This window comes from Stakelama saccharophila (genome assembly GCF_032229225.1).
Taxonomy (GTDB): domain Bacteria; phylum Pseudomonadota; class Alphaproteobacteria; order Sphingomonadales; family Sphingomonadaceae; genus Sphingomonas; species Sphingomonas saccharophila.
Genome location: NZ_CP135076.1, coordinates 2,621,694 through 2,647,459, shown reverse-complemented (window position 1 = coordinate 2,647,459; position 25,766 = coordinate 2,621,694). Strand labels below are relative to the sequence as shown.

General features: G+C 66.1%; 30 protein-coding genes and 1 tRNA gene. 13 read left to right on the top strand and 18 right to left on the bottom strand.

What is annotated here, in order from left to right:
• Positions 1 to 19 precede the first annotated feature (19 nt).
• Positions 20 to 94, top strand: a tRNA-Gln gene (locus tag RPR59_RS12340).
• Between the two features lie 406 nt (positions 95 to 500).
• Here the strand turns inward: RPR59_RS12340 and RPR59_RS12335 are convergent.
• The 3 genes from RPR59_RS12335 to lipB all read right to left on the bottom strand — a co-directional run bounded on the left by RPR59_RS12335 (position 501) and on the right by lipB (position 2,426).
• Positions 501 to 1,184, bottom strand: coding sequence for a hypothetical protein (locus tag RPR59_RS12335; protein ID WP_313914475.1), 684 nt, complete (start codon positions 1,182 to 1,184; stop codon positions 501 to 503).
• A gap of 205 nt (positions 1,185 to 1,389) precedes the next feature.
• Positions 1,390 to 1,659, bottom strand: coding sequence for a hypothetical protein (locus RPR59_RS12330; RefSeq protein WP_313914473.1), 270 nt, complete (start codon positions 1,657 to 1,659; stop codon positions 1,390 to 1,392).
• 86 nt (positions 1,660 to 1,745) lie between these two features.
• Entirely contained in the window at positions 1,746 to 2,426 is a 681-nt protein-coding gene (lipB, locus tag RPR59_RS12325; protein WP_313914471.1) for a lipoyl(octanoyl) transferase LipB, read from the bottom strand.
• 94 nt (positions 2,427 to 2,520) lie between these two features.
• On the opposite strand from lipB, the gene RPR59_RS12320 reads away from it, so the two are divergent.
• Positions 2,521 to 3,348: a hypothetical protein gene (locus tag RPR59_RS12320; RefSeq protein ID WP_313914469.1), complete on the top strand. Its 828-nt coding sequence runs from the start codon at positions 2,521 to 2,523 to the stop codon at positions 3,346 to 3,348.
• Positions 3,345 to 4,079, top strand: a complete 735-nt coding sequence (locus tag RPR59_RS12315; RefSeq protein ID WP_313914467.1) for a hypothetical protein — start codon at positions 3,345 to 3,347, stop codon at positions 4,077 to 4,079. The genes RPR59_RS12320 and RPR59_RS12315 overlap by 4 nt, the downstream gene beginning before the upstream one ends.
• Here RPR59_RS12315 and RPR59_RS12310 read toward each other — a convergent pair.
• From RPR59_RS12310 to RPR59_RS12300, 3 genes are read right to left on the bottom strand one after another with little or no spacing between them, the layout of a single operon-like run.
• A complete protein-coding gene (locus tag RPR59_RS12310) occupies positions 4,076 to 4,693 on the bottom strand; it encodes a GNAT family N-acetyltransferase (RefSeq protein ID WP_313914465.1) in 618 nt (205 codons plus the stop codon). The genes RPR59_RS12315 and RPR59_RS12310 overlap by 4 nt on opposite strands.
• Positions 4,684 to 5,526, bottom strand: a complete 843-nt coding sequence (gene hemF, locus RPR59_RS12305) for an oxygen-dependent coproporphyrinogen oxidase (RefSeq protein WP_313918502.1) — start codon at positions 5,524 to 5,526, stop codon at positions 4,684 to 4,686. The genes RPR59_RS12310 and hemF overlap by 10 nt, the downstream gene beginning before the upstream one ends.
• Positions 5,523 to 5,972 carry a tRNA (cytidine(34)-2'-O)-methyltransferase gene (locus RPR59_RS12300; RefSeq protein ID WP_313914463.1) on the bottom strand — a complete coding sequence of 150 codons (450 nt, stop codon included), beginning with the start codon at positions 5,970 to 5,972 and terminating at the stop codon, positions 5,523 to 5,525. The genes hemF and RPR59_RS12300 overlap by 4 nt, the downstream gene beginning before the upstream one ends.
• 189 nt (positions 5,973 to 6,161) lie before the next feature.
• Here RPR59_RS12300 and petA point away from each other — a divergent pair, with 189 nt between their 5' ends.
• The 5 genes from petA to RPR59_RS12275 all read left to right on the top strand — a co-directional run bounded on the left by petA (position 6,162) and on the right by RPR59_RS12275 (position 10,131).
• A complete protein-coding gene (petA, locus tag RPR59_RS12295) occupies positions 6,162 to 6,752 on the top strand; it encodes a ubiquinol-cytochrome c reductase iron-sulfur subunit (RefSeq protein ID WP_313914461.1) in 591 nt (196 codons plus the stop codon).
• A 4-nt stretch (positions 6,753 to 6,756) separates the two neighbouring features.
• On the top strand, positions 6,757 to 8,061 hold the full coding sequence (locus RPR59_RS12290; protein WP_313914459.1) for a cytochrome b: 1,305 nt from the start codon (positions 6,757 to 6,759) through the stop codon (positions 8,059 to 8,061).
• 15 nt (positions 8,062 to 8,076) lie between these two features.
• Positions 8,077 to 8,931, top strand: coding sequence for a cytochrome c1 (locus tag RPR59_RS12285; protein ID WP_313914458.1), 855 nt, complete (start codon positions 8,077 to 8,079; stop codon positions 8,929 to 8,931).
• Entirely contained in the window at positions 8,931 to 9,476 is a 546-nt protein-coding gene (locus RPR59_RS12280) for an adenine phosphoribosyltransferase (RefSeq protein ID WP_313914456.1), read from the top strand. Before RPR59_RS12285 ends, RPR59_RS12280 begins: the two co-directional genes overlap by 1 nt.
• A 118-nt stretch (positions 9,477 to 9,594) precedes the next feature.
• On the top strand, positions 9,595 to 10,131 hold the full coding sequence (locus RPR59_RS12275) for a hypothetical protein (RefSeq protein WP_313914454.1): 537 nt from the start codon (positions 9,595 to 9,597) through the stop codon (positions 10,129 to 10,131).
• Between the two features lie 99 nt (positions 10,132 to 10,230).
• On the opposite strand, the gene RPR59_RS12270 is transcribed toward RPR59_RS12275, so the two are convergent.
• The 9 genes from RPR59_RS12270 to RPR59_RS12230 form a co-directional block, all read right to left on the bottom strand.
• Positions 10,231 to 10,674, bottom strand: coding sequence for a MaoC family dehydratase (locus RPR59_RS12270; RefSeq protein WP_313914452.1), 444 nt, complete (start codon positions 10,672 to 10,674; stop codon positions 10,231 to 10,233).
• 10 nt (positions 10,675 to 10,684) lie between these two features.
• Positions 10,685 to 11,965, bottom strand: coding sequence for an alkaline phosphatase family protein (locus tag RPR59_RS12265; RefSeq protein ID WP_313914450.1), 1,281 nt, complete (start codon positions 11,963 to 11,965; stop codon positions 10,685 to 10,687).
• Between the two features lie 212 nt (positions 11,966 to 12,177).
• The gene (ychF, locus tag RPR59_RS12260; protein ID WP_313914448.1) at positions 12,178 to 13,278 is read right to left on the bottom strand and encodes a redox-regulated ATPase YchF; all 1,101 of its coding nucleotides are present in this window, start codon (positions 13,276 to 13,278) and stop codon (positions 12,178 to 12,180) included.
• Positions 13,279 to 13,428: 150 nt separating this feature from the next.
• Positions 13,429 to 14,361: a cation diffusion facilitator family transporter gene (locus RPR59_RS12255; protein ID WP_313914446.1), complete on the bottom strand. Its 933-nt coding sequence runs from the start codon at positions 14,359 to 14,361 to the stop codon at positions 13,429 to 13,431.
• 125 nt (positions 14,362 to 14,486) lie between these two features.
• Positions 14,487 to 15,515: a tRNA preQ1(34) S-adenosylmethionine ribosyltransferase-isomerase QueA gene (queA, locus tag RPR59_RS12250; RefSeq protein ID WP_313914444.1), complete on the bottom strand. Its 1,029-nt coding sequence runs from the start codon at positions 15,513 to 15,515 to the stop codon at positions 14,487 to 14,489.
• 18 nt (positions 15,516 to 15,533) lie between these two features.
• Positions 15,534 to 16,286 (bottom strand): peptidylprolyl isomerase, encoded by a 753-nt coding sequence (locus tag RPR59_RS12245; RefSeq protein WP_313914441.1) that lies wholly within the window; start codon positions 16,284 to 16,286, stop codon positions 15,534 to 15,536.
• 73 nt (positions 16,287 to 16,359) lie between these two features.
• On the bottom strand, positions 16,360 to 16,860 hold the full coding sequence (coaD, locus tag RPR59_RS12240; protein WP_313914439.1) for a pantetheine-phosphate adenylyltransferase: 501 nt from the start codon (positions 16,858 to 16,860) through the stop codon (positions 16,360 to 16,362).
• A 31-nt stretch (positions 16,861 to 16,891) separates the two neighbouring features.
• The gene (locus tag RPR59_RS12235) at positions 16,892 to 17,737 is read right to left on the bottom strand and encodes a polyprenyl synthetase family protein (protein WP_313918500.1); all 846 of its coding nucleotides are present in this window, start codon (positions 17,735 to 17,737) and stop codon (positions 16,892 to 16,894) included.
• A 59-nt stretch (positions 17,738 to 17,796) separates the two neighbouring features.
• Complete coding sequence (locus RPR59_RS12230; RefSeq protein WP_313914437.1) at positions 17,797 to 18,042, bottom strand: exodeoxyribonuclease VII small subunit; 246 nt, start codon at positions 18,040 to 18,042, stop codon at positions 17,797 to 17,799.
• Positions 18,043 to 18,142: 100 nt separating this feature from the next.
• Here RPR59_RS12230 and RPR59_RS12225 point away from each other — a divergent pair, with 100 nt between their 5' ends.
• From RPR59_RS12225 to RPR59_RS12205, 5 genes are all read left to right on the top strand, one after another.
• Positions 18,143 to 19,507: an NAD-dependent succinate-semialdehyde dehydrogenase gene (locus RPR59_RS12225; RefSeq protein WP_313914435.1), complete on the top strand. Its 1,365-nt coding sequence runs from the start codon at positions 18,143 to 18,145 to the stop codon at positions 19,505 to 19,507.
• 140 nt (positions 19,508 to 19,647) lie between these two features.
• Positions 19,648 to 20,523 carry a UDP-2,3-diacylglucosamine diphosphatase gene (locus tag RPR59_RS12220; RefSeq protein WP_313914433.1) on the top strand — a complete coding sequence of 292 codons (876 nt, stop codon included), beginning with the start codon at positions 19,648 to 19,650 and terminating at the stop codon, positions 20,521 to 20,523.
• A 5-nt stretch (positions 20,524 to 20,528) separates the two neighbouring features.
• Positions 20,529 to 21,551: a glycosyltransferase family 4 protein gene (locus tag RPR59_RS12215; protein WP_313914431.1), complete on the top strand. Its 1,023-nt coding sequence runs from the start codon at positions 20,529 to 20,531 to the stop codon at positions 21,549 to 21,551.
• A 139-nt stretch (positions 21,552 to 21,690) separates the two neighbouring features.
• On the top strand, positions 21,691 to 22,374 hold the full coding sequence (locus tag RPR59_RS12210; protein ID WP_313914429.1) for a DUF1013 domain-containing protein: 684 nt from the start codon (positions 21,691 to 21,693) through the stop codon (positions 22,372 to 22,374).
• 152 nt (positions 22,375 to 22,526) lie between these two features.
• Positions 22,527 to 23,156 carry a glutathione S-transferase family protein gene (locus RPR59_RS12205; protein WP_313914427.1) on the top strand — a complete coding sequence of 210 codons (630 nt, stop codon included), beginning with the start codon at positions 22,527 to 22,529 and terminating at the stop codon, positions 23,154 to 23,156.
• A 400-nt stretch (positions 23,157 to 23,556) separates the two neighbouring features.
• Here the strand turns inward: RPR59_RS12205 and RPR59_RS12200 are convergent, their stop codons facing one another.
• The 3 genes from RPR59_RS12200 to RPR59_RS12190 all read right to left on the bottom strand — a co-directional run bounded on the left by RPR59_RS12200 (position 23,557) and on the right by RPR59_RS12190 (position 25,731).
• Positions 23,557 to 23,766, bottom strand: a complete 210-nt coding sequence (locus tag RPR59_RS12200) for a DUF1289 domain-containing protein (RefSeq protein WP_313914425.1) — start codon at positions 23,764 to 23,766, stop codon at positions 23,557 to 23,559.
• Between the two features lie 8 nt (positions 23,767 to 23,774).
• Positions 23,775 to 25,208 carry a DEAD/DEAH box helicase gene (locus RPR59_RS12195; protein WP_313914423.1) on the bottom strand — a complete coding sequence of 478 codons (1,434 nt, stop codon included), beginning with the start codon at positions 25,206 to 25,208 and terminating at the stop codon, positions 23,775 to 23,777.
• Between the two features lie 103 nt (positions 25,209 to 25,311).
• Positions 25,312 to 25,731 carry a hypothetical protein gene (locus tag RPR59_RS12190; RefSeq protein WP_313914421.1) on the bottom strand — a complete coding sequence of 140 codons (420 nt, stop codon included), beginning with the start codon at positions 25,729 to 25,731 and terminating at the stop codon, positions 25,312 to 25,314.
• Between the last annotated feature and the right edge of the window lie 35 nt (positions 25,732 to 25,766).

Here is a 25,766-nt window from a genome sequence, read left to right as displayed (position 1 = left end):
TGCTAAGGGCTTGCGCGATTGGGGCGTAGCCAAGCGGTAAGGCAGCGGCTTTTGGTGCCGCCATGCGCAGGTTCGAATCCTGCCGCCCCAGCCAGACGTTGCTGTCTGGGCAACTTGCTGGAAAATAGGTAAGAACTCTGCCAAATTCGGTGGTATCGTGGACCGGCGCCACGCCGTGGCCTCGAATTCCTTTATGGCGCCTAGATGCCGAACGGCCGCATTTTGGGGCGCGAAGCTGACACGCCGACCCGCGGTTCGGGATGTCTGCTATCCCAATCTGCCGTCCTGAGAGGAGGCGTTCCGGTCCGTCGAACATTGCCGCACACAACCCTTCGCGGAAGCACAAGGGGGTGGAGGTGCGAGGCGCTTGCTGAGTCAGCCGGAGGGCCCGGCACGGCGCTCAACGTTGGTCGAACTCCGGGCTGGCCGGTCGTGCCCGCTTCGATCCTGCTGGGAGGATGCGGCATGCGTGACCGGCCCGCGGGCGCGGCGTCACGCCGTCAGCCGAGATAGCGGCCCACCGGATAGATGCCGCATTTGCGCGGCCGATACACGCCCTCGTCCCAGCATTCGGGGCGGGAGAAGTTGACCAGGTCGGGCACTTCCCAGCCGAAGCGGTTGCGGAATTGCTGATCGCCCCAGGACAAGAGGCTGCGGCGCAGCTCATACATGCGCGCCTGCGCGATGTCGCCCAGCGTCTGCTGCTTGGCGAACAGCACCTCGCTGCCGATGTCGTTGGCGGTCTGGCAGAAGCTGAGCTGCCCGCCGACGGTGGAGAAACCGGAATAGACGCGGGTGCCATACTGGTCGAGCGCCAGTTGTGCGGCCTTTTTCGTCTTTTCCATTCGCTGGAAATAGGCCGACAGGGTCTCGTAGGCGGATTTCAGCTCCTGGGAATGGTCCGACAACAGCGTGTTATACTGGTTGATCGTGATCAACGTCGGCTCGAACTGGCATTGCAGGGCCGCGACGTTGAGGGCGGCGCGCAGGTTCCAGACCAGGGCCGCGCGCAATTCCGCCGGCGTCGCGCCGGGCAGGGCCTGGCCCACCATGCCAGGTTCCGCGCCGGTGACCTTCGGCCCGGAAAGGTCGACCGGTTTCAGGAAGAACTGCGCCGATGCCGGGGCGGCTGAAAAGGTGACGAACATCGCGGCGATGGCCGCCAAGATACGAAAAACGCGCATAATATCCTCTCGCCCGGCAATCGGGCCCCACCATGGCAGGATTAGATAATTTGCCGCGCCGTCCCAAGCGTTTTTTTGATGGACCGCCTTATTGTCCCGTCCGGCCGCCGTGGCACGCGAACCGACGGAAAAAAGGTACGGGCGGGGAATCGAAAGGGCCGCCCGGTCGCCCGGACGGCCCTTCGGAAAACCGTTGCGGCCGAGATTACATCTCGTTCGACATCATGTCGTTGCCCATTATGTCGTTCGACATCATGTCATTGGCCATCATGTCGTTCGCCATCATGGCGTCGTTGCCCATGGCGCCGTCGACCATCGACATATTGTCGTCCATGGTGCCCATCGTGTCGGTCGAATTGAGATCCGTGATGGTGGTGTTGTCGGTCGTTTCGTCGGTTCCGCCGCAGGCCGAAACCATCAGCGCCGCGCCGGCGATCATCGAACCGGTGACGACTTTGGAGATGAGTGCACGCATTTAGAGCTCCCTAATAGTGGATTTGGTCAGCACGCTGGCCTTATCACCCAAATCGCGGTGGACATTAGTCCTTTGGTCGCCCGCCCTCAAGGGTCCTTTTGCGCGCCGTCATCGGCAAGTGCCGAAAGGAAGCCGGGAAAGCGCGCGGCGAGCGCTTCGTCGAATGCGCGCGGCGCCATGCGATTTCCCAGCCTGGCCGCGCTCGTCACCGGTGCGTCGGCGATCCCGCAGGGCACAATACCTTGAAAATGCTGGAGATCGGGATCGAGATTGATCGCAAAGCCGTGGAAGCTAACCCAGCGCTTCACCCGGATGCCGATGGCGCCGATCTTCGCCTCGCTGCCCTCGTCGTCCGTCCAGATCCCGACCCGGCCGGGCACCGTTCTGCAGGAAATTCCGAAATCGGCGAGCGTGGCGACAAGCCAGTTTTCCAGCGAATGGACGAATCGCCGGATGTCGCGGCCGCGGGCGTTCAGGTCAAGCATCAGATAGCCGACGCGCTGGCCGGGGCCGTGATAGGTGTAGCGTCCGCCGCGACCGGTTTCGTGGACCGGAAAGCGCGGATCGACGAGTTCGCGCAGATCGGCGCTGGTGCCCGCGGTATAGACCGGGGGGTGTTCCACCAGCCAGACCCGCTCGCGCGCCGTTCCGGCGGCGATGGCGGCGGCCCGCGCCTCCATCGCGGTCAGCGCCCGGCTATACTCGGTCAGCCCTGGCGCGACGCACCATTCCACGCCTTCGATCAGGCGGACGGGGTCCGGGGACATGATGTCGGCTGGCATTGGCAAGGCGGTGGTGCTTGGCTAAACCCGTTGTGCGACGAAGACCGTTCGCGAACTGCAATTGAGGGTGGGGCGACCAATGGTCAAGATGGGTATCGTCTGGGAACGGACGACGGCGTTCCTCGGCGATCGCATATCCGCGGTCCTGCCCATCGCGTTGATCGGCATTTTCGTGCCGTTGGCGATCATGGAAGCGTTGCAGCCGCTTCAGGCGACCGACGCGCAGGCGGTGAAGATCGGGCTTGGCGTCGCACAGCTCGTCCAGGGGATCGTGGTTCTGTGGGCCAAGCTCGCGATCACGGCGATCGTGGTGGACCGGCTCGATGCCGGCGCCGGCGGTCGGCTGGGCCTGATCCGCCTGCCGGTGGTGATCGGCGTGGCGCTTGTCCTGCTCGCGGCGTTGGCGCTGCTGCTCGTGCCGCTGCCGTTGATCCTGGCGGCGACCGGGGCCGATCTGATGGCGATGGCGCACCGCGATCTGGATCTGTCGCCGACCGGCCTGGCGGTCGTGGCGCTGTATGTGGTGATCCTGATCCCGCTGCTCGTCTTCCTGTTGGCGCGGCTCCTGCTGGTGACGCCGATCCTGGTGGCGGAGCGGGTGGGTCTGCGCGCGATCCCGCGGTCCTGGCGGCTGACCGACGGCCTGACCTTTCCGATCATCGGCGTGATATTGCTTTACCTGCTGGTGTCGCTGGTCGCCGAACTCGCCACCAAGTCGGTCGTCGGCACATTGCTGACCTTGCTGCTCGGCGGCGGCGGACCGATCACCACGGCCAAGGTGCTGACCGGCATCCTGGTGGCGGGCGTCGGCACGATCTTCACCGTGATCCAGGCGGTCTTCGTCGCCCAGCTCTACGAAGCGGTGTGCGGCCATGGCGGCACACGCGGCGTCGCGGTTCCGGCATGACCCTGGACATGTCCGCCGCGTTGCAGGCGGCGCTGGCGCTCTGGCGGCGCGAGCGCGACCTGCTGGTTCGCATCGCCGCCCCCTTCCTGTTCCTGCCGCTCTACGCCACCCTGTTGCTCGCCTCGGTGCCGGAAATTCCCGAAGGCGGCGTCGCGCCGGGCGATGTAGAGGCGGCGCGCGCGGTGTTCGACGGTTACATCGCGCTGGCGCCCTGGTCGTTGAGTGCGGCCGTGCTGGGCATGTTCGGTGCGGCGACGATCTATGCCCTCGTCCTGCGGGGCAAGCCGACGGTGGGCGAGGCGATGCGCCTGGCGCTCGCGCGGTTCGCAATGTTCGTGCTGGCGATGGTCGTCGCGCGCCTGATCATCGGGGCGGGCATGCTGCTGCTCGTGGTGCCGGGCCTCTATCTGCTCGGTCGCTGCTATCTGCTCGGCCCGGTGCTGATGGTGGAACCGAAGCTCGGCCCCATCGAGGCGATCAGCCGAAGTTTCGATCTGACCCGGCGGCATGCCTGGACGCTGATGTTCGTCTCCGTCGCGATCTGGCTGACGGGCAATGTGCTGTCGTCCATCCCTTCGGCCATGGCGGGCGCAATCGGCGGCGCCGGCGGCAGCCCGGTCGCGAACATCGTGCTGATGGCAGTGACGGCGGCGATCAGCATGGCCGCGAGCATCGCCGACATCCTGGTGAAGATCGCGGTGTACCGCCAGCTCGCAAAGAGCGGGCGCTAGCGTTCCGGCGGTGCTCCGCCTGGCGGATCGGCCAGCATCGGCACATGTGCGCCCATGTCCGGCGGCAGGAGGCCGAGTATGCGCGGATCGGGGAAGGTCTCCATGGTCCGCTTGAACGGCCGGAACCCGCTTCTGCGATAGAAGCGGAGCGCGCCGGGATGGTCGAGCGTGCAGGTGTGCACCCATACCCGCCGGACGCCCGGCCGCCAGGCGAGCCGTAGCGCGTGCGCCATCAGCCAGCGGCCATGGCCCTTGCCGGTCCGGCCGGGCACCAGCCCGACATAGGAAAGCTCGCAACTGTCGGGCTCGCGGAAATCGAGTTCCAGCATGCCGACATCCCCGTCGGCGTCCGCGTCGCGCACGGCGTGAACCTGCACGTCGGGATTCTCCAGAATCCGCGCCAGGTCCGCATCGGCCATGGCGAGGCGCGAATACCACAGCCAGGGGCCGCCGACACGCCGGAACAGGTCGCGGTAGCGCGTCAGGCCGGGCGCCGGCCAGCGCACCAGCGACAGCGGCGAGGGCGGCGGTTCGGGCAGGTCCGGCCGCTCGACCATCTCCAGCGAGGTCACGACTGTCGCGACATCGCCGCTGCGGACCGGCGTCAGTCCCATGTCGCCACGGGCGGCAGGCTCATCAGGATCGCATCGATGTTGCCGCCGGTCTTCAGCCCGAACAGCGTGCCGCGATCGTAGACGAGGTTGAATTCGGCATAGCGGCCGCGCCATGCGCGCTGTTGCGCGATATCGGCCTCGGTCCAGTCGTGGTACATGCGCCGCCGGACGATCTGCGGAAAGATTTCCAGAAAGGCCCGGCCAACATCGCGGGTAAAGGCGAAATCGGCGTCGAAATCGCCTTCCAGGTGATCGTAGAAGATGCCGCCCACGCCGCGATGCACCTGGCGGTGCGGGATGTAGAAATAATCGTCCGCCCATTTCTTGAAGCGCGGATAATATCCGGGATCGTGCGCGTCGCACGCGCGCTTCAGCACGGCGTGGAAGTCGGCGGTGTCTTCGTCATAGGGAATGGGCGGGTTCAGGTCCGCACCGCCGCCGAACCACCGCTTCGTCGTCGTCAGAAAGCGGGTGTTCATGTGCACCGCCGGCACATGCGGATTGGCCATGTGCGCGACGAGGCTGATTCCGGTGGCGACGAATCGCGGGTCCTCGCCCGCGCCGTGGATGGACTTGGCGAATTCGCCTTCAAAGCGGCCGAACACGGTGGAGACGTTGACGCCCACCTTTTCGAACACCTTGCCCTTCATCACGCCACGCACGCCGCCGCCGCCGGGCGCTCCGTCGGGGTCGACGCGGTCCCACGGAACAAAGGTGAAATCGGCCTCGGACCCCGCTTCGTGCTCGATTGCCCGGAACGCCTCGCAAATCCGGTCGCGCAGATGTTCGAACCAGTCGCGCGCGCGTTGCTGCTGATCGTCCAGTTCCGTCATTCCGGCCATCCCTTCGTCTGCCGCAGCGCCTCGCCAAGCGCGATGCCCGCTGCGACCGCGAGGTTCAAGGACCGCGTATCGGCCGCGATCGGGATGCGCAGCCGCAGATCGGCGCAATCGTGGACGAAGGCGGGCGCACCCGCGCTTTCGGAGCCGAACAGCAATATGTCGTCGGCGCGGTATCGCGCGTCGCAGTGGCGTGTGTCGCCGCGCGTCGTGAACAGCACGAGCCGCCCCGCCAGAGTCGCGGCAAAGGCGTCCCAGTCGGCATGGCGGACGACCTCGGCCCGGCCGACATAGTCCATGCCGGCGCGGGCGAGCGCGCGATCGGAATAGGCGAAACCCATCGGCTCGATCAGGTCGACCGCCGCACCCAGGCAGGCGGCGAGGCGGATCACCGTGCCGACATTGCCGGCGATATCGGGCTGAAACAGTGCCATTCGCATGGACGGGGCCTTAGCCGCGCGGGGGTGCGGGGGACAAGCGTGGGCAAATTGCTGTTGGCAAAGCGGTCGTTCGCCGTTTATCAGGCCGCGGGCTACCGGGAAAACCGGTCGGCCCGGCGCAAGCGTGCCTGCCGCGTCGGTACCCTGACAGGCGCTTGTGCGAGCGAAGAGGATTGCAAGGGTTGATTCATGGCAACGGCTGACAACGCGCTACCACCAGGAGAGTCTTCGACCGATCGCGAGGATCATGTCGAGAATCCGCGCCGCCGCGACTATCTTTCGATCGGTGCGGTCGCGTTCGCCGGGGTCGGCGCCGGTGTCATCGCGCTGCCGCTCATCAACCAGATGAACCCGTCGGCCGACGTGCTGGCGCTGTCGACGACGACGGTCGACCTGTCCGGGATCGAGCCGGGCCAGGCGATCACCACCAGCTTTCGCAAGCAGCCGCTGTTCGTGCGCAACCTGACGCCGAAGGAAATCGCCGAGGCGGAGGCCGTTCCGCTTTCCGAACTGCGCGATCCCGAAACGCTGGCGCAGCGCACCAAGGAAGGGCACGAGAACTGGCTGATCACGCTGGGCGTGTGTACCCATCTCGGCTGCGTGCCGCTGGGTGCGGGCGAGGGCGAGACGCGCGGACCGTTCGGCGGCTATTTCTGCCCCTGTCACGGTTCGGTGTACGATACCGCCGCGCGCATCCGGCAGGGGCCGGCGCCGAAAAACCTTTTCGTGCCGGAATACAAGTTCACATCGGATACCACCGTCCTGGTAGGGGAGGCCTGAGACCATGAGTTTTCCCTGGGCAGAACAGTATCGGCCGAAGCATCCCGTGATGCAGTGGGTGGACGAGAAGCTGCCGCTTCCCCGCCTGGTCTATAATGCCGTGGGCGCCGGCTACCCGGTGCCGCGCAACCTGAACTATTTCTGGAATTTCGGCGTGCTGGCGGGTGCCGCGCTCGCCATTCAGATCATCACCGGCGTCGTGCTCGCCATGCACTATGCCGCGAACGGCGCGGTCGCGTTCGATTCGGTCGAGCATCTGATGCGCGACGTAAATGCCGGCTGGTTCCTGCGCTATGCGCACGCCAACGGCGCGTCGATGTTCTTCATCGTCGTCTATACCCATATCTTTCGCGGGCTCTATTACGGGTCCTACAAGCCGCCGCGCGAGATGGTGTGGCTGCTGGGCGTCGTCATCTTCCTCCTGATGATGGCCACCGCCTTCATGGGCTATGTCCTGCCCTGGGGGCAGATGAGCTTCTGGGGCGCGCAGGTGATCACCGGCTTCTTCTCGGCCATCCCGGTGGTCGGCGAGAATATCCGCATCTGGCTGCTGGGCGGCTATGCGCCCGACAATGCGGCGCTCAACCGCTTCTTCTCGCTGCACTATCTGCTGCCCTTCGTGATCGCGGGCGTCATCGTCCTGCATATCTGGGCGCTGCACATTCCGGGGTCGAACAATCCCACCGGCGTCGATGTAAAGGGCGAACAGGACACGGTGCCGTTCCACCCCTATTACACCGCGAAGGACGGCTTCGGCCTGGGCGTGTTCATGCTGGTCTTCGCGATCATCCTGTTCTTCGCGCCGAATTATTTCGGCCATCCGGACAACTATATCCCGGCCAATCCGCTTTCGACGCCGGCGCATATCGTGCCCGAATGGTATTTCTGGCCATTCTACGCGATCCTGCGCTCGTTCACCGCGGACTTCATCCTGCCGGCGAAGCTGTGGGGCGTGCTGGCGATGTTCGGCTCGATCCTGCTCTTGTTCTTCCTGCCGTGGCTGGACAAGTCGCCGGTACGGTCGAGCAACTATCGTCCGGTCTATCGGATCTTCTTCTGGATCCTGGTGATCGACGTGCTCGTGCTCGGCTGGGTCGGCGGATCGGAAGCGACGCCCACCTATCTGATCCTCGGGCAGATCACTTCGGGCTATTATTTCGCGCACTTCCTGATCATCCTGCCGATCGTCTCGGCGCTGGAGCGTCCGCGCCCGCTGCCGAACTCGATCACCGAGGCCGTGCTGGAGGGCAAGAGCGGATCGCGCATGCGCGAGACGGCCGTCGACGGCAACGTCGCACCGGCTGAATAAGGGGCAACGACAATCATGGTTTCGCTGGTTCTGCGCTATCTCAACTATCTTATCGGTGCGGCCTTCACCTTCGTGCTGCTGATCGCGCTGTGGGGAACGGTGAGCGAGCTGATCACCAATCCGCCGGCCGAAAGCGCGGCGGAGGAGTATCACCTCGAACCGAAGCCGCTGCACCTGGCTTCGGACGGACCCTTCGGCCACTGGGACAAGCAGCAGTTGCAGCGCGGCTTCCAGGTCTACAAGGAGGTCTGCTCCGCCTGCCATTCGCTGCGGCACGTCGCGTTCCGCGACCTTGAACAGCTCGGCTATACCGGGCCGGAGGTGAAGGCGATCGCCGAGCAGTGGCAGATCGAACAGCCGGACGTGAACCCCGACACCGGCGAAGCCGACACCCGTCCCAACAGGCCGGCGGATCACTTCCCGCTCCCCTTTCCCAACGAGGTCGCGGCAAAGGCGGCGAACAACAATGCGGTGCCGCCGGACCTGTCGTTGATGGTGAAGGCGCGCGAGGGCGGGGCGGCCTATATCCATTCGCTGATCACCGGTTATCGCGACCAGCCGAAGGAACTGCTCGCGCAATTCCCGACCGCCAAGACGCCGCCGGGGCTGCACTACAATCCGTATTTCCCGACGTTGAACCTCGCCATGCCGCCGCCGCTGACCTCGGCCGGGCAGGTCCAGTATGCGGACGGCACCGAGGCGACCGTCGATCAGATGGCCACCGATGTCGCGGCCTTCCTGACCTGGACGGCGGAACCGGACAAGATCAAGCGGCACCAGGTCGGCTATGCGGCGGTGCTGTTCATCCTGATCTTCTGCGGCCTCACCTTCGGCGCCTACAAGAATATCTGGCGCGACAAGAAGCATTGATGGCAGCCGCCGCCGCGAATGACGATATCCGGCGGCGGATCCGGACGATCCCCGACTTTCCGAAGCCGGGGGTCCAGTTCCGCGACATCACGACGCTGTTGCTCGACCCGCAGGGACTGCAACTCTCGGTCGAGCGGATGCTCGATCAGATCGCGGTGCCGGTCGACATCGTCGCCGGTATCGAGGCGCGTGGCTTCGTCTTCGCCCCTGCCATCGCCCTGGCGCTCGGCGCCGGCGTGCTGCTTATCCGCAAGGACGGCAAGCTTCCCGGCGCCACCATCGCCGAAGAATATGCGCTGGAATACGGCACCGACCGCATCGCCATCCATGCCGATGCGTGTACGCCCGGCGCCAACGTCCTGCTCGTCGACGATCTGATCGCGACCGGCGGCACCGCGCGCGCGGCGGTGCGGTTGCTGCGCAAGGCCGGGGCGACGGTGCGCCAGGCGGCTTTCGTCATCGAACTGCCGGACCTGGGCGGCGCCGAAATGCTGCGCGGCGAGAATCTGGCGGTGACCAGCCTGGTGCAGTTCGCGGGCGATTGATCGCGCCGGAACAAGGACTTCGCAGCCGACGTTTGCCTTCCTATATGAATGTAACCGGCTCGGTCGCGCCCATCGGCGTGTACGCCGCCGTTTGTCGGTCCGTACAGGAGAAGAAGCGATGGCTCTTTCCCGTTACACCACCGGCGCCCTGATCGTGGCGGCCGGCCTCGGCCTGGCTGCCTGCACCGACGGCTATGGCTATAGCGGCGTATCGGCGGGCTATGGCTCGCCGGGATATTACGGCGACTATTATGACGACGCCTATTATGGCGGATATTATGACGGCGCCTACGGAAATCCCTATTGGGGATGGTACGGCGATTATTATTATCCCGGCACCGGCGTGTACGTCTATGACCGATATCGTCGCCCCTATCGCTGGAACAATGCGCAGCAGCGCTACTGGCAGCATCGCCGGCAGAGCTGGCGCGGCGACCGCCGTGACGGCCATTGGGGCGGGTTCGACCGGAATGGGGACCGTGACCGCCGCCACTGGAATCGTGGCGACCGCGACCATGACTGGCGCGGCCGGGGCGAGCGGGGCCACCAATGGCGCAACCGTGGGACCAATCGCAATGACGGTCGCCTGAACGCCGCGGGCAGGGCGCGCGCCCGCCACGAGGCGCGCCAGCGCGACCGCGGAGAACGGCGCTGAGGTGATCGAACCGGGTGTGGGCCGCGACGACGGTGGGGTGATCCTCGACGTTCGGGCGCCTTTCCCCCGGTCCGATTTTCGGGCAACCTGGAAAAGGCTTTATGGGCGGCGGCGGATCAGGCCCGTGGAAACGAAGGTCAGCACGGGCACGTCGTCCTGGTTGAACACCGTGGTTCGGCTGCGATAGCTGCCCATCTCGGGCCGGCTTCGGGATGCGCGCTTGTCGAGCACTTCCGTCTCGCAGCGCAGCGTATCGCCGGGATAGACCGGTTTCAGCCAGCGCAGTTCGTCGATACCCGGCGACCCAAGGCCCGCCTGCTGCCGGTCCGTCAGATTTTCGACGATCATCGCCATCGTCATCGCGCAGGTGTGCCAGCCGCTCGCAGAGAGTCGTCCGAAATAGGTTTCCGCCGCCGCCTCGTCCGACAGGTGAAAGGGTTGCGGGTCATATTTGCGCGCAAAGTCGATCACCTCTTCGCGCGTCACAGCATAGCGGCCGAAGCTGTCGCGAGCGCCGACCTCGATATCCTCGAAATATTGCATCGCCAGCCTTTCAGTGCGTGGTCAGCACCTGCTGGAATGGCGCATCCGTGCCGTCGGCGCCAGCCTTTGCCGGCAGACCGATCAGATCACGCAGCAGCGGCTCGACATCGACATTGGGAAAGGGCGGCAGGTTCGCACCATCGGCAAAGGCGGGGCCGTGCGCGATGAACAGCGCCGCCATCTCCGGCGCGCGGTTGTCATATCCGTGATTGCCGCCCGAATACGACCCGGCCGGCGCGGTCGGCGCGATCGACCAGCCGGTTTCGGCCAGGCAGAATATCGGCGGGATGCGGCGGTTGGCGCCGTAATGAAAGCGCACCGGGATGTTCTGCTTGCGCCAGCAGGTCATGTGTTCGTGCTTGCCCAGCAGCTTCGCCGCGACCTCGTCTTCATGGCCCTTTGTCGGCTCCAGGCTGGCATAGGGGCCGCTTTCGACGACGCGAATGTCCTCGGCCGGCAGAAAACGGTCGAGCGCTACGGTGCGCGCGGTGCTGGTCGCGGCCATGCCGTGATCGGACACGACGATCAGGTTCGCCGGCTGGTCGAGCCGCTCCAGCCCATCGAGCAGCATTCCGATCTTGTCGTCCACGTCGGCCACGACGGCGGTCGTCTCCTTCGCCTGGGGGCCATGGGCGTGGCCGGCGGTATCGACGGTATCGAAATACAGCGTCACCAGTTTCGGCCGGATGCCGGCGGGGCGCCGCAGCCAGTCGAGCACGGCATTCACCCGCTGCGTACCCGATACGGCCTGCGCGAACTGCTGCCAGTCCTGGGGCCGCGTACCGCCCGTCACCGCGTGCGGCCAGTCCTTGTCCATCGTTCCGCCCCAGGCGACGTTGGAGCCGGGCCAGAACATGGTCGCGGTGCGGATGCCGGCCTGTTCGGCGGCGACCCAGATCGGCTTCGCCTCGTTCCACCAGAAGGGGTCGTCGCTCGCCATGTTGAAGACCTCGCCGGGCCGGCGAGGGTCCTCCATCTTGTTGGCGGTGATGCCGTTATGGTCCGGATATTCGCCGGTGGCGATCGCCCAGTGGTTGGGAAAGGTCTTGGACGGGAAGGAGGGGATCATGCGCGAAAACACGCCGCTCGCCTTCAGCCGCGACAGGTTCGGCGTCACGCCGCGATCGAGATAATCGGGGCGGAAGCCGTCGATCGAAACGAGGATGGTGACGGGCTCTCTTGCGGCCGGCGCGGCATCGGCGACGGTGCGCGGCGTCTGACTCACCTGCGGGGCGCAGGCCGGCAGCATGGCTGCCAGCCCCAGGGCGGCGATCCGGAACAAGGTCTGCATGGGCGCCGTCCTGCCACTGCTTTGTGACGGAGGGAAGGCGGTCCGGAGGTAAGTTCGACCAACTTTGAACGCCGCGCCGGACCCTTTGGCGGATTCAGGAAGAGCCTCTACCTCTGCCTTCCTTTGCTCCCCGCTTCCTTGTGCTCCCGCCCCGGCCCCGAACTTCCCGGAAAGTTCAGGCTGGTCGTGGGCAAAGCTGACAGCACCCGCCTCTAGACGTTGAAGCGGAAGAGCATCACGTCGCCGTCCTGGACGACATAGTCCTTGCCTTCCTGGCGCAGCTTGCCGGCATCGCGTGCGCCGGCCTCACCGCCCAGCGCGACATAATCGTCATAGGCGATCGTTTCGGCACGGATGAAGCCGCGCTCGAAATCGGTGTGGATCACGCCCGCCGCCTGCGGCGCCCTCGCGCCGCTATGGACGGTCCAGGCGCGGGCTTCCTTCGGCCCGGCGGTGAAGAAGGTCAGCAGGTCGAGCAGCGTATATCCGGCGCGGATGACACGGGCGAGGCCGGTCTCCTCCAGGCCCAGGTCGGCAAGAAATTCCTTGCGGTCCTCGGGCGCCATCGTGGCGATCTCGGCCTCGATCGCGGCGGACACGACCACCGCCTGCGCGCCCTCGGCCTTCGCCTTTTCGAACACGCGCGCGGAATATTCGTTGCCCTGTGCCGCCTCGTCCTCGTTGACGTTGCAGACGTACAGCACCGGCTTGGCGGTGAGGAGTTGTGCCTGGGCGAAGGTGCGCGCCTCCTCCTCGTCATTGATCTCGGTCAGCCGCGCCGGCGAACCGTCGCGCAGCAGGTCGAGCGCGCGACCGAGCACCGCCGCGGCGAGCTTGGCGTCCTTGTCGCCAGCCTGCCCCTTCTTCTGCAGATTGGGCACGCGTTTTTCGAGGCTTTCGAGGTCGGACAGCATCAGTTCCGTCTCCACCGTCTCGGCATCGGCGATCGGATCGACATGGTTGTCGACATGCTGGATGTCGTCATTTTCAAAACAGCGCAGGACGTGGACGATCGCGTCGACCTCGCGGATATTGCCGAGGAACTGGTTGCCCAGCCCTTCGCCCTTTGATGCGCCGCGCACCAGCCCGGCGATGTCGACGAAGGCGAGCTGCGTCTCGATCTTCTTCGCCGAACCGGCGATCTCGGCCAGCTTGTCGAGGCGCGGATCGGGCACCGCGACCTGACCGACATTGGGTTCGATCGTGCAGAAGGGATAGTTCGCCGCCTGCGCCGCCGCCGTTTCGGTGAGCGCGTTGAAAAGCGTCGACTTGCCGACGTTCGGAAGACCGACGATGCCGCAGCGGAAACCCATGGAAAATGCCTTGTCCGAATGATGAGGAAAGCCGGCCGTCCGGCGCTCGCGCGTGCGATAGCGAACTCGTCCGCCGAAGGGAAGCGGAGGGGAGTTCGAGAGAGCGCCCCTTCCGTTCAACCTTCCGTTCAAAAGGGGGGAGAAGAACCGCTATACGCGTTGCGGGCTTTCCATGTGGCAAGCGGACTGCTCGGAGGTCTCGATCTGCACCGTCGCGTGGTGAATGCCGAAATCGCGGTCGAGGCGGTGTTGCAGGTCGATCAGGAACGGATCGCCCGGATGGCCGCCGGGCATGACCAGATGCGCGGTGAGGGCGACCTCGGTCGTCGACATCGGCCAGATATGGAGATCGTGGAGCTGGGCGACACCGGGCAGGCTTTCCAACGCTGCCGCCACCGCGTCGTGCTCGATACCCTGGGGGACCGCCTGCAGCGCCATGGTCGTCGATTCCTTCAGCAGGCCCCAGGTGCTCCACAGGATGACGGCGACGATCAGCAGGCTGACCACGGGATCGATCCATTCCGCACCGGTCCACAGGATCAGGCCGCCGGCAATGACGACGCCGGCGGATACCGCCGCGTCCGCCGCCATGTGGAGGAACGCGCCGCGGATATTGATGTCGCCCTTGCGCCCGCGCGCGAACAGCAGTGCGGTGGCGGTGTTGATGACGATGCCGATGGCGGCGACGATCATCACCGTGCCTCCGCCGACGGGCGGCGGGTCGCCCAACCGCCCGATCGCCTCCCACGAGATCGCGCCCACCGCGATCATCAGCAGCAGCGCATTGCCCAGTGCGGCCAGGATCGAGGACCCGCGCAGACCATAGGTAAAGCGCTTGGACGGCGGCCGTTTGGCAAGCTCTGCTCCGCCCCAGGCGATCAGCAGGCCCAGCACGTCCGACAGATTGTGCCCGGCATCCGCCAGCAGCGCCATCGAATCGGTCAGGAAACCCGCCGCTCCCTCGATCGCGACGAAGCCGACGTTCAGCGCGATACCGATGGCGAAGGCGCGGCCGAAATCGGCGGGCGCATGGGAATGGCCGTGATGGTGGCCGGCATGGCCGCGGGGGTGAGAAGCACTCATGCGCGTTTCCATAAGACGATGGTGCCGGGTGATACTAGCGCATCGGGAAGTCGTCGAATTCAAGCCCTCCGTCCGCTTGCATTATGACAAACGGAGGATGCCGACCCGCAACTGGGCCGTGCGTTTCAGGCCGGGAGCAGCAGACTGGCATCGCCATAGCTGTAGAAGCGGTAATCGCCCGCGATCGCATGGGCATAGACCGCCTGCATCCGCTCCAGCCCCATCAGCGCCGATACCAGCATGAACAGCGTGGAGCGCGGCAGGTGGAAATTGGTCATCAGGCCGTCCACCCCGCGAAAGCGATAGCCGGGCGTGATGAAGATGTCGGTATCCCCCTCGAACGGGCGGATCACGTCGTCCGCGCCGGCCGCGCTCTCGATCAGGCGCAGGCTGGTCGTGCCCACGGCGATGACGCGTCCGCCGTCGCGGCGCACGGCGTTCAGCCGGTCGGCGGTCGCGGCGTCGATCCGGCCCCATTCCGCGTGCATGACATGGTCGTCGGTATCCTCCGCCTTCACCGGCAGGAACGTGCCGGCGCCGACATGCAGCGTCAGCGTCTCGTGCGCGATGCCGGCGGCGTCCAGTTCGGCCATCAGTTCCGGCGTGAAGTGCAGCGCGGCGGTGGGCGCGGCGACGGCCCCCGCTTCGCGTGCGAACATGGTCTGATAGTCCCGAGCATCGCGCGCGTCCGTCGGCCGCCTGGAGGCGATATAGGGCGGCAGGGGCATGCTGCCCGCGCGCTCCAGGAGGATCTCCACCGGTTCGTCGCCGGCAAAATCGAGCGCGAAGCTGCCGTCCGCCGCGCGGTCCGCGGCCACCGCCTGCACTTCGCCGCCGAAGGCGATGGTGTCGCCGTCGCGCAGCCGCCTGGCATTGCGGATGAAGGCGCGCCAGCGGCGCGGCCCCTCCCGCTTGTGCAGCGTGGCGCTTATGGCCGCATCGCCGCGCCGGCCCTCCAGCCGGGCAGGGATCACGCGCGTGTCGTTAAAGACCAGGCAGTCACCGGCGCGCAGGATTTCGGGCAGTTCCCGAACGACACGGTCGCGCAGCCCGCGCGTGTCGGCGACCAGCATCCGGGCCGCGTCACGCGGGCTTGCCGGTCGTAGCGCGATCCGCTCCGGCGGCAGCTCGAAATCGAAATCGTCGACTCTCACGCCTGCGGCGGTCCGGGATCAGTCGCTGTCGGATTTGCCGGCGGCCGGATCGCCGGCGGCATCTGCGCCGTCACCGGCGCCCGGCAGCACGATGTCGGCGTCCTTCTGTTGCGCCGGCGATGGCGCAGCGGCCGGCGCGTTGCTGTACGGCGGCGGATTGTCGGCGGCGATATAGGCATGGACGATCCGGGTGGGATCGGCCGGCGGCTGGCCGCGATGGATCTTGTCGACATATTCCATGCCGTCGATCACGCGCCCGAATACGGTATATTTGCGGTCGAACCCCAGATAGGGCTGAAACATGATGAAGAACTGGCTGTTGGCGCTGTTTTCCGCCTCAGTCCGCTGTTCCTCGCTGGCGCCTTCGGGCGCGCCGCGCCGGGCGGCCGACACCGCGCCGCGGACATGCGGCAGATAGTTGAACTCCGCCTTCAGGTCGGGAAGGTCGGATCCGCCCCTGCCGTCGCCCCCGGGATCGCCGCCCTGGGCGATCGGGACCGGCGAATCCATCACGCGGTGAAAGATGGTGCCGTCGTAGAAATGGTCGCGCGTCAGCGTCTTCACCCGCGCCACCATGTTCGGCGCGACATCGGGGCGCAGCAGGATCGTCACCCGGCCGCCGGTGGACAGGTCCAGCAGCCAGAGATTGTCCTTGTCGTCCGGGCCCGGCGCGGCCTTGCGGCCCTTCACCTCGAACAACTGATTCTGAGCTGCGGCCGGCATCGCCGCCATGGCGGCGACCAGCGCGAGCAGAAACGCAATGAAACGCATGACTTCCCCAATACCCGGAAATGGTGTGGCGCCGTGTAGACCATAACGGCGCTTGCGCCAATCTGAATGGTATTTAGCGGGCCTTCATCTCCGCGACGCGGGCGACGACCTCTTCGCGCACCGCGGGACTGACGAACTTGGCGATATCGCCGCCGAACAGCGCGATCTCCTTGACGAGCCGCGATGCGATCGGCTGCAGCGAGACGTCGGCCATCAGGAAGACCGTCTCGATCCGGTCGTTGAGTTGCTGGTTCATGCCCGCCATCTGATATTCATATTCGAAATCCGCGACCGCGCGCAGGCCCCGGATGATGACGCTGGCGCCCTCGTTCTCCGCGAATTCCATCAGCAGCGCGTCGAACGCGACGACATGGATTTCACCGCCGATGCCCTCGACCTCTCGCCGGACCATCGCCATGCGTTCCTCGACCGAGAACATCGGCGACTTGGACGGATTGGTTGTGACGCCGATGACGAGCCGGTCGACCAGCTTCGCGCCGCGCCGGATAATGTCCATATGGCCGAGCGTGATGGGGTCGAAGGTGCCCGGATAAACGCCGGTGCGGGTGCTCATCGCGATGTCTCCTCTACGGCGGCCAATGGGCTCACCGGTCGCGTTCCAGGGTATAGCGGGCGATGGTACGCAACAGATCGGCTTCGGTGCCGAAGCCGTGCAGATGGTCGATCGCCTGTTCGACCAGCATCGCCGCCTGCTCGCGGGCACGTTCCAGCCCCAGCAGGCTGAGAAAGGTTTCCTTTCCGCGGTCGCCGTCCTTGCGCAGCTTCTTGCCGGCCGCTTCCTCGTCGCCCTCCACGTCCAGGATGTCGTCGGCGATCTGGAAGGCCAGGCCGATATCGCGGGCATAGCCGCGCAGCCCTGTGCGCCCCTCCGGCGGCACATGGCCCAGGATCGCGCCCGATTCGACCGCGCAGCCGATCAGCGCGCCGGTCTTGAGCGCCTGCAACCGGGTGACGGTCGGCAGGTCGAAACCGGCGCCTTGGGCGCGCAGGTCCATCATCTGACCGCCCGCCATGCCGGTGGGCCCGGACGCACGCGCCAGCTCCAGCACCAGGTCGGCGCGCACCGCGGGGTCCGAATGCGTGGCGGCGTCGGCCAGTATCTCGAAGGCAAGCGCATGCAGGCAGTCCCCGGCCAGGATCGCCGTCGCTTCGTCGAACGCCTTATGCACGGTCGGCTTGCCGCGGCGCATGTCGTCGTCGTCCATCATCGGCAGATCGTCATGGATCAGCGAATAGGTATGGATGCATTCGATCGCGAGCGACACGCGGGCGAGGGCGTCGGCCGCGACGCCGAACAGCCGCCCCGTCGCGTGCACGAGCAGCGGGCGCAACCGCTTGCCGCCGCCGATCGTCGCATGGCGCATCGCATCATAGAGGTCGCCGCGCGGATCGTCCGGGCGCCTGAGCAACAGGTCGAACTGCCGGTCCATTTCCGCGCCCACTTCCCGTAACGCGGAGCGAAGGACGGGATGCTGCGCCACGGCGAGGATCACCCGGCGTCGAAGGCTTGGGTGCCGGCAGGCTTGCCCTCGGCATCGAGCCGGATCGCCTCTATCCGCGCCTGCGCCGCGTCGAGCCGCGTCTGGCACAGCTTGCGCAGCCTGTCGCCGCGTTCGTACAGGCCGATCGCCTTGTCGAGTTCCGCCTCGCCGCTTTCGAGCTGGCCGACGATCTGTTCCAGCTCGCGCAGCGCCTGCTCGAAGGTGAGTTCGTTGGTGTCGGGCTGTTCTGCCATGCCTGCCGCTATGGCCCGGACGGCGGGGCGATTGCAACTCCCCGCAGCGCCGTCGCGTTGACGAGGCGATTTTTGCCGCACGCCCATTTGAGGAGTCCCCATGTTTCAGAGCATCAACCCCGCCACCGGCGCGAAAGGCGAACGCTTCGCCGAACTCGACGACGTCGGCATCGAGCGCGCGCTGGCCACGGCCGAGACGGCGTGGCGGGACTGGCGGGTGTCGCCGCTCGACCGCCGCACCGCGCTTCTGGATGCGCTCGCCGACCGGTTCGATGCGAACAAGCGCGAGCTTGCCGAAATCGCCACGCGTGAAATGGGCAAGACGCTCAAGTCCGCCATCGCGGAAGTCGAGAAGTGCGTGGCCGGTTTTCGCCATTTCGCCGAAAACGGCCCGTCCTTCCTGGAGGAAGAGACGGTCCCGGTGCCGAAGGGCAGCGCCACCGGCCGCTGGCTGCCGATCGGGCCGGTGCTGGCGATCATGCCGTGGAACTTTCCCTATTGGCAGGTGGTGCGCTTCATGGCGCCGGCGATCATGGCGGGCAATGTCGGCCTGCTCAAGCACGCCTCGATCACCCAGGGCGTTGCCGCCGCGATCGAGGACATGGCGCGGCAGGCCGGTGCGCCGGAGGGCGTGTTCCAGAACCTCGCCATCCGTTCCGACAAGGTGGCGGGCGTCATCGCCGACGACCGTGTCGCCGCCGTCACCCTGACGGGCAGCGAGGGCGCCGGTTCCAAGGTTGCCGAAGCGGCCGGCAAGGCGCTGAAGAAGGTGGTGCTCGAACTCGGCGGCTCCGATCCCTTCATCGTCATGCCCTCGGCAGACATCGAAGAAGCGGCGAAGCAGGCGGTGACCGCGCGCGTCCAGAATACCGGCCAGTCCTGCATCTGCGGCAAACGGATGATCGTCCATGCCGATATCCACGACGCTTTCATGGAGAAATTCGCCGCGGGGATGAAGGCGGTGAAGGCAGGGGATCCGATGGACGAGGCGACCGACATGGGGCCGCTGTCGAGCTTCGATCAGCGCGACACGGTGCTCGACCAGGTCGACCGGGCCAAACAGGCGGGCGCCACGCTGTTGTTCGGCGCAGAGAAAGTCGGCGAGGCGGGTGCCTTTCTCAGCGCCGGCATCCTCACCGACGTGCCCCGCGACAGCGACATCGCGAGGGAGGAACTGTTCGGCCCCGTGGCGATGGTGTTCAAGGTTTCCGATATCGACGAGGCGATCACGCTCGCCAACGACATTCCCTATGGCCTGGGATCGAGCGTGTGGACGACGGACGATGGCGAACGCGAACGGTTCGAGCGCGACATCGCGGCGGGCATGACCGCGGTGAACCAGATGCTCGCCTCCGCCCCGCAAGCGCCCTTCGGCGGCGTGAAGAAATCCGGCCATGGCCGCGAACTCGGCCCCTGGGGGATGCACGAATTCATGAACCTGAAGACGGTGCTGGCGGCGGAGTAGGATGCGGTCCGCGCCGCCCGTCGTCCCAAATGGCGGTGCGGCGCCGCATTTCCATGACAAAACCGTGAAATCGAAGGCGTTTGAACTGTAACAATCGCCGGGCATAGGGTGAACCGTCGCGAACCAGCGGGGGCTCCGCAATGGCCACGATTACCCGACTGCCCTTTGACGGCGAACTTGCCGATTTCGTCACTTCACAGCCCGCCGTCCCGGAACGGACGGTCGGTGAGCGCAACCAGTACCGCACCATCTGGATCTCCGATATCCATCTCGGCACGCGCGGGTGCAATGCCGGAATGCTCATCGATTTTCTGGATCATGTCGACAGCGAGACGATGTATCTGGTCGGCGATATCATCGACGGCTGGAAGATGCGGCGCAAATTCTATTGGCCCGAGGCGCATAACGACATCGTCTGGCGGTTGCTGAAGCGCGCCAAGCGCGGCACCCGCATGATCTATATTCCCGGCAATCACGACGAAATGTTCCGCCAGTTCACCGGGCTGCATTTCGGCGGTGTCGAGATCGTTCGCCGCGCCATCCACGAAACCGCCGACGGCCGCCGCCTGCTCGTGCTGCACGGCGACGAGTTCGACGCGATCACGCTGTCGCACAAGTGGCTCGCGCATCTGGGCGACGTTGCCTATGAGGGCATGATGACGCTGAACCGCTGGGTGAACGCCTGGCGGCGGACGTTCAACATGCCGTACTGGTCGCTGTCGAAACATGCCAAGGCGAAGGTCAAGAATGCCGTCGAGTTCATCTCGAATTTCGAGGAGATCGTGGCGAAGGCGGCGGGCGCCCGCGGCGTGGACGGCGTGATCGCCGGACATATTCACACGGCCGATTATCGCCGGATCGACGGCATAGATTATTACAATGACGGCGACTGGGTGGAAGGATGCACCGCATTGGTCGAGCATTTCGACGGGCGGATGGAAATTCTCCACTGGGCGGACGAAATGGCCAAGCGCGACGCGGACCCTGCCGTTCCCGCCGATCGGGCCGCGGCCTGACGCCGATGCGCATCGCCATCGTTACCGACGCCTGGGAACCGCAGGTCAACGGAGTCGTCCGGACGCTGCAATCGGTGCGTTCCGTGCTGGCGGGGCAGGGGCACGAGGTGTTCGTCGTCTCGCCGGAGCGCTTTTATTCCATGCCGTGCCCGACCTATCCGGAGATCCGTCTGGCGATGGCCAGCACGGGGATGGTCGGCAGATTGCTGCGCGATTTCGGCGCCGACGCGATCCACCTCGCCACCGAAGGGCCGGTGTGCCTGGCGGCGCGACGCTGGTGCCTGAAGCGGGGCATTCCCTTCACCACCGCCTATCACACCCAGTTCCCGGACTATGTCGCCGCCCGTTCCGGCATTCCGGCGGAATGGATCTGGCGCTATATCCGCTGGTTCCATCAGCCGGCGCAGGCGATCCTGGCGTCCACGCCGTCGGTCCGGCGGACGCTGACCGAACATGGCCTTTCGCAGGTACGGCCCTGGGGCCGCGGCGTCGACCTGGGCAATTTCCACGAGGCCGCGCGGCCCTATCCGGCATTTGCGCACCTGCCGCGACCGATCCAGCTTTATGTCGGCCGCGTCGCGGTGGAGAAGAACGTCGCCGCCTTTCTCGCCTGCCGTCATCCGGGCACGAAGATCGTGGTGGGGGACGGCCCGGCCCGAATGGCGCTGGAGGCGGAATATCCGGGCGCGATCTTCATGGGTGCGCGCTTCGGCGGCGAGCTTGCCAGCATCTATGCTGCGGCCGACATATTCGTATTCCCCAGCCGCACCGACACGTTCGGCTTGGTGATGATCGAGGCGCTGGCCTGCGGCACGCCGGTCGCGGCCTATCCGGTGACGGGGCCGCTGGACGTGCTGACGCCGGAAACAGGCGTCATGGCCGATAGGCTGGACGACGCGATCGCCGGCGCGTTGCGGCTCGACCGCGCGGCATGCGCCGATCGGGCGCGGGCATTCACCTGGGAGGCGAGCGCGGCGCAGTTCCTCGATGCGCTGGTGCCGATCGAGGACGCGGCCGTCGCGGCCTGACGGCGGCGCGGGCGCGGCGGAAGGCCGTCGCGGTCATGGGCATCGCGATCTTGCCCTTCCGGCGCCATACGACTAGATAGCGGACTATATGCCGGCCGCTCCGCGAGGGGCGGCTCGTTTTGTTTACGGAGATATGATCGTGGCCCAGCCGCTGATGCCGCATGCGACCGCCTCCTGGCTGGTCGACAATACCGCGCTTTCCTTCGAGCAGATCGCCGACTTTTGCGGGCTGCACATCCTGGAGGTGCAGGCGATCGCCGACGATACGGCGGCTACCAAGCTGACCGGGCGCGATCCCGTCCGCGCGCACGAACTGACTCAGGAAGAGATCGAGAAGGGCCAGAAGGACCCCGACTACCGCCTGAAGATGTCCAGGGGACCCGATCAGGTCCGCCGGACCAAGGGGCCGCGCTACACCCCGGTGTCCAAGCGCCAGGACAAGCCCGACGGCATCGCCTGGATCATCCGCAATCACCCCGAAATCTCGGACGCGCAGATCGGCAAGCTGATCGGCACGACGCGCACCACGATTCAGGCGATCCGCGAGCGCAGCCACTGGAACATCGCCAACATCGTGCCCAAGGACCCGGTGACGCTGGGCCTGTGTTCGCAGCGCGAGCTCGACGCGGTGGTGGCGAAGTCGGCCAAGGCGGCCGGCATCGAGGCGCCCGTCGACACCCGCCTGGAGGGCGACCGTGAGGCGCTGATCAGCGAACTCCGCGCCGAGCGGGAGCAGGCCGCGCGCGACGCGGAGGCCGCGGCCCGGGCCGAGACGGAGGGCGAGAGCGAAAAGCCGGCCTTCGAGGATCCGTTCAAGCGCTGAGGCGTCGCGGCTCTTTCTTCGGGGCCGGCGCATCCATTGCATGACCGGCTTGCGCCCGATTGTCGGGACGCAGGGCCGGGCTTGACTGCGCGCTCGAAATAGTTCCTTCTTTGTTCCGCCGCGACTCGCAGCGGTGATGAGGAGGATTCGCGATGTCCGACGACCTGGTCTTTTACACCAACCCCATGTCGCGCGGACGGATCGTGCGATGGCTGCTGGAGGAAGCGGGCGTGCGGTACGAAACGCAGGTGCTCGACTATTCCTCGACGATGAAGCAGTCCGACTATCTTGCGGTCAATCCGATGGGCAAGGTGCCTGCCATCCGGCATCGCGGCAAGGTCGTGACCGAATGCGCGGCGATCTGCGCCTATGTCGCCGATGCGTTTCCCGAGGCCGGTCTGGCGCCACCGACCGACGACCGTGCGGACTATTATCGCTGGCTGTTCTTCGCCGCCGGTCCTGTCGAACAGGCGGTGACGGATCGGGCGATGGGCTTCACGCCGACCGCCGAGCAAGGGCGCATGGCGGGCTATGGCAGCTATGATCTGACGATCGACACGCTGGAGACCGCAGTCGCCGGCAAGGAATATGTCGTGGGCGACCGATTCACGGCGGCGGACGTCTATGTCGGCGCGCAGGTGGGCTGGGGCCTGCAATTCGGCACGATCCCGAAGCGCGACAGCTTTCAGCGTTATTGGGCCGGTCTGGAGGCGCGCGAGGCGTGGAAACGGGCATCCGAGAAGGATGACGCGCTGATGCCGAAGGATGCGTCGGTGGCTTGAGACGGTCGGTTCCGACGTAGGAGAGCAGGCGTCGCTCCTTTGGGCCGCGCGAGAAGGGGGCGCGGCGGCGCGATTACGCTCATCGTGCGCCGTTTCTGCGACAGAAGGATCCGCGCTTTTCGTCGCAGTTGGCACTCATGGAGCGGCGCGTTAAGGCTGTCGTCGCATGCTGGAGGTAGCGACAGGCGCCTGCCGTCTGAGGAGCGGCGTTCGATGGCTGATCACCTTCGTCCGCCCGGCGCGCGTTCCTGCGAAAGCGGGAATCCAGAGCCACAGCCGCCATCCCCCAATCTGGGCTCCTGCTTGCGAAGGAGCACGATGTGGCGGCGGAGCCTGACCGCATGCGTTGTTCAGGATCCCGCCAAAAATTTCTCGGGGTAGGTCCGAGCGCGCCGTGCGATCAGCGCGCCTCGAGCTTCGCCATGCGGGCGGGCAGGCGGGCCAGGATGGCGCGCCGTTCAGCGTCGCTGACGCTGGTCCATCGGGCGATTTCGTCGCCGGTGCGGCCGCATCCCAGGCACCAGCCGGTTTCCGTGTCGAGCGTGCAGACCCACACGCAGGGGCTGGCCGTCTGCTGCGGCGGCACGGTTTCGAGGAAATCGTCGTCCATCGTCGCGCTCAGGCGCCGAGCTTGACGTCCAGAAAGGCGGGAACGGGGCCGTTCCAGTCGTCCTTGGCTTCCGATTCCGCTTCGGCCAGGAAGGCGGGGGCGGCCGGTTCGGACCGTGTCTTCGTCGCTGCCTTGCGCTTCGACGCCGCGCGCGGCTTCGGTTCCGGATCGCGCTTCTCGGCCTCGGCCGCGGGTTCCTTGTCGGCCCTGGCGTCGCTTTTTGCCGGGTCGGCCTTCTTCCTGCCGCGGCTCCGCGCCTTTTTCGGCTTGGCGCCCTCGTCGCGGTCCGTCGTGTCGGCGTCGGATGCCAGTTCGGCGGTGGCCTCGTCAGCGTCGGCCAATCGTTCGATCTTCTGGCCGATCAGCTTTTCGATATTTTCGACATTCTCGATGTCGTCCTTCGTGACGAAGGTATAGGCGACGCCGCTGGCGCCGGCGCGGCCGGTGCGGCCGATGCGGTGGACATAATCGTCCGGATGCCAGGGCGCGTCGAAATTGAAGACGTGGCTGACACCCTTGATGTCCAGCCCGCGCGCGGCGACGTCGGATGCCGCGAGGATGGTGACCTCGCCCTTCTTGAACAGGTCGAGTTCGGCCAGCCGCTGCGACTGGTCCATGTCGCCGTGAATCTCGCCCGACTTGAAACCGCTGCGCCTCAGGCTCTTGTTGAGCTCGCGGACCGTCGTCTTGCGGTTGGCGAAGATGATGGCGGTGCGGACATCGTCCTGGCGCAGCAGCGTGCGCAGCGTGGCGCGCTTCTTGTCCGCGCGTACCGGCACCAGATATTGCTTGATGTTGGTCGCCGTCGTCGCGGGGCGCGCGACCTCGATCATCTTGGGCTGGGTCAGGAACTTGTCCGCCAGCTTCTTGATCGGCGGCGGCATGGTGGCGGAAAAGAGCAGCGTCTGCCGCTGCTTGGGAAGCTTGGTGCAGATATTCTCGATATCGGGGATGAAGCCCATGTCGAGCATGCGGTCGGCTTCGTCGATGACCAGCAGCGAGCAACCGGTGAGCAGGATATTCCCGCGCTCGAACAGGTCCATCAGCCGCCCGGGTGTCGCGATCAGCACGTCGACGCCCTTTTCCAGCGCCTTGATCTGATCGCCCATCGACACGCCGCCGATGAGCAGCGCCATTTCGAGATTGTGATATCGGCCGTATTTCTCGAAATTCTCGGCCACCTGCGCAGCCAGTTCGCGCGTCGGCTCCAGGATCAGCGAGCGCGGCATGCGCGCGCGCCTGCGGCCATGGGCGAGAATGTCGATCATCGGCAGGACGAAGGACGCGGTCTTGCCCGTTCCCGTCTGCGCCACGCCGATGACGTCGTTCATCATCAACACGGAGGGGATCGCGCTCGCCTGAATCGGAGTCGGCTGGTCGTAGCCGGCTTCGTGAACGGCGCGCAAAAGTTCTTCAGAAAGGCCGAGATCGGCGAAGTTCATACTCTGTCCGGAAAAGGCGCCGCGTGGCGCAAGCTAGCAGGACGTGCGCTCGCGGATTTGCGCCGCAATGTCAAGGACCGCGACGCCGCGCGGGCGGTGCGCATCACCGTTCCGGCACCAGCCGGCTGAAATTCTCGATTGCGCAGGAATTGCCGGATCGGGAGCGAATCGAATCGCGTCGCGCACAGATCATGCCGTCCGTACCCGCCTTCATGTAAAGCCCGCGATAGAAGCCGAGCGCCGGGCAGCGTTCCTCCAGCCGCGCGCGCAAGCGGCCGCCATCGTCGAGCAGCAGGTCGATGCTGTCGCGCCGCGCGATGTTGGCGCCGACGAAGCGATCGACGGCGAAGCAGCGGTCTGCGTCCCGCTCCGTCCAGTGAACGGGCCGGTGTGGGCTGGCGCGGCTGCTGGCCGGGTGGGCGCCCATGCGGGGCAGCCGGACGATGATCCGCTGGTGTATGGTGATCCGTTCGCGCACCTGCGGAACGGCCTGCGCGAACGGGCCGAAGCTGGCGGTCAGCATCAGAATCGGTAGGGCGAAAAGCGAGAACTGCACGG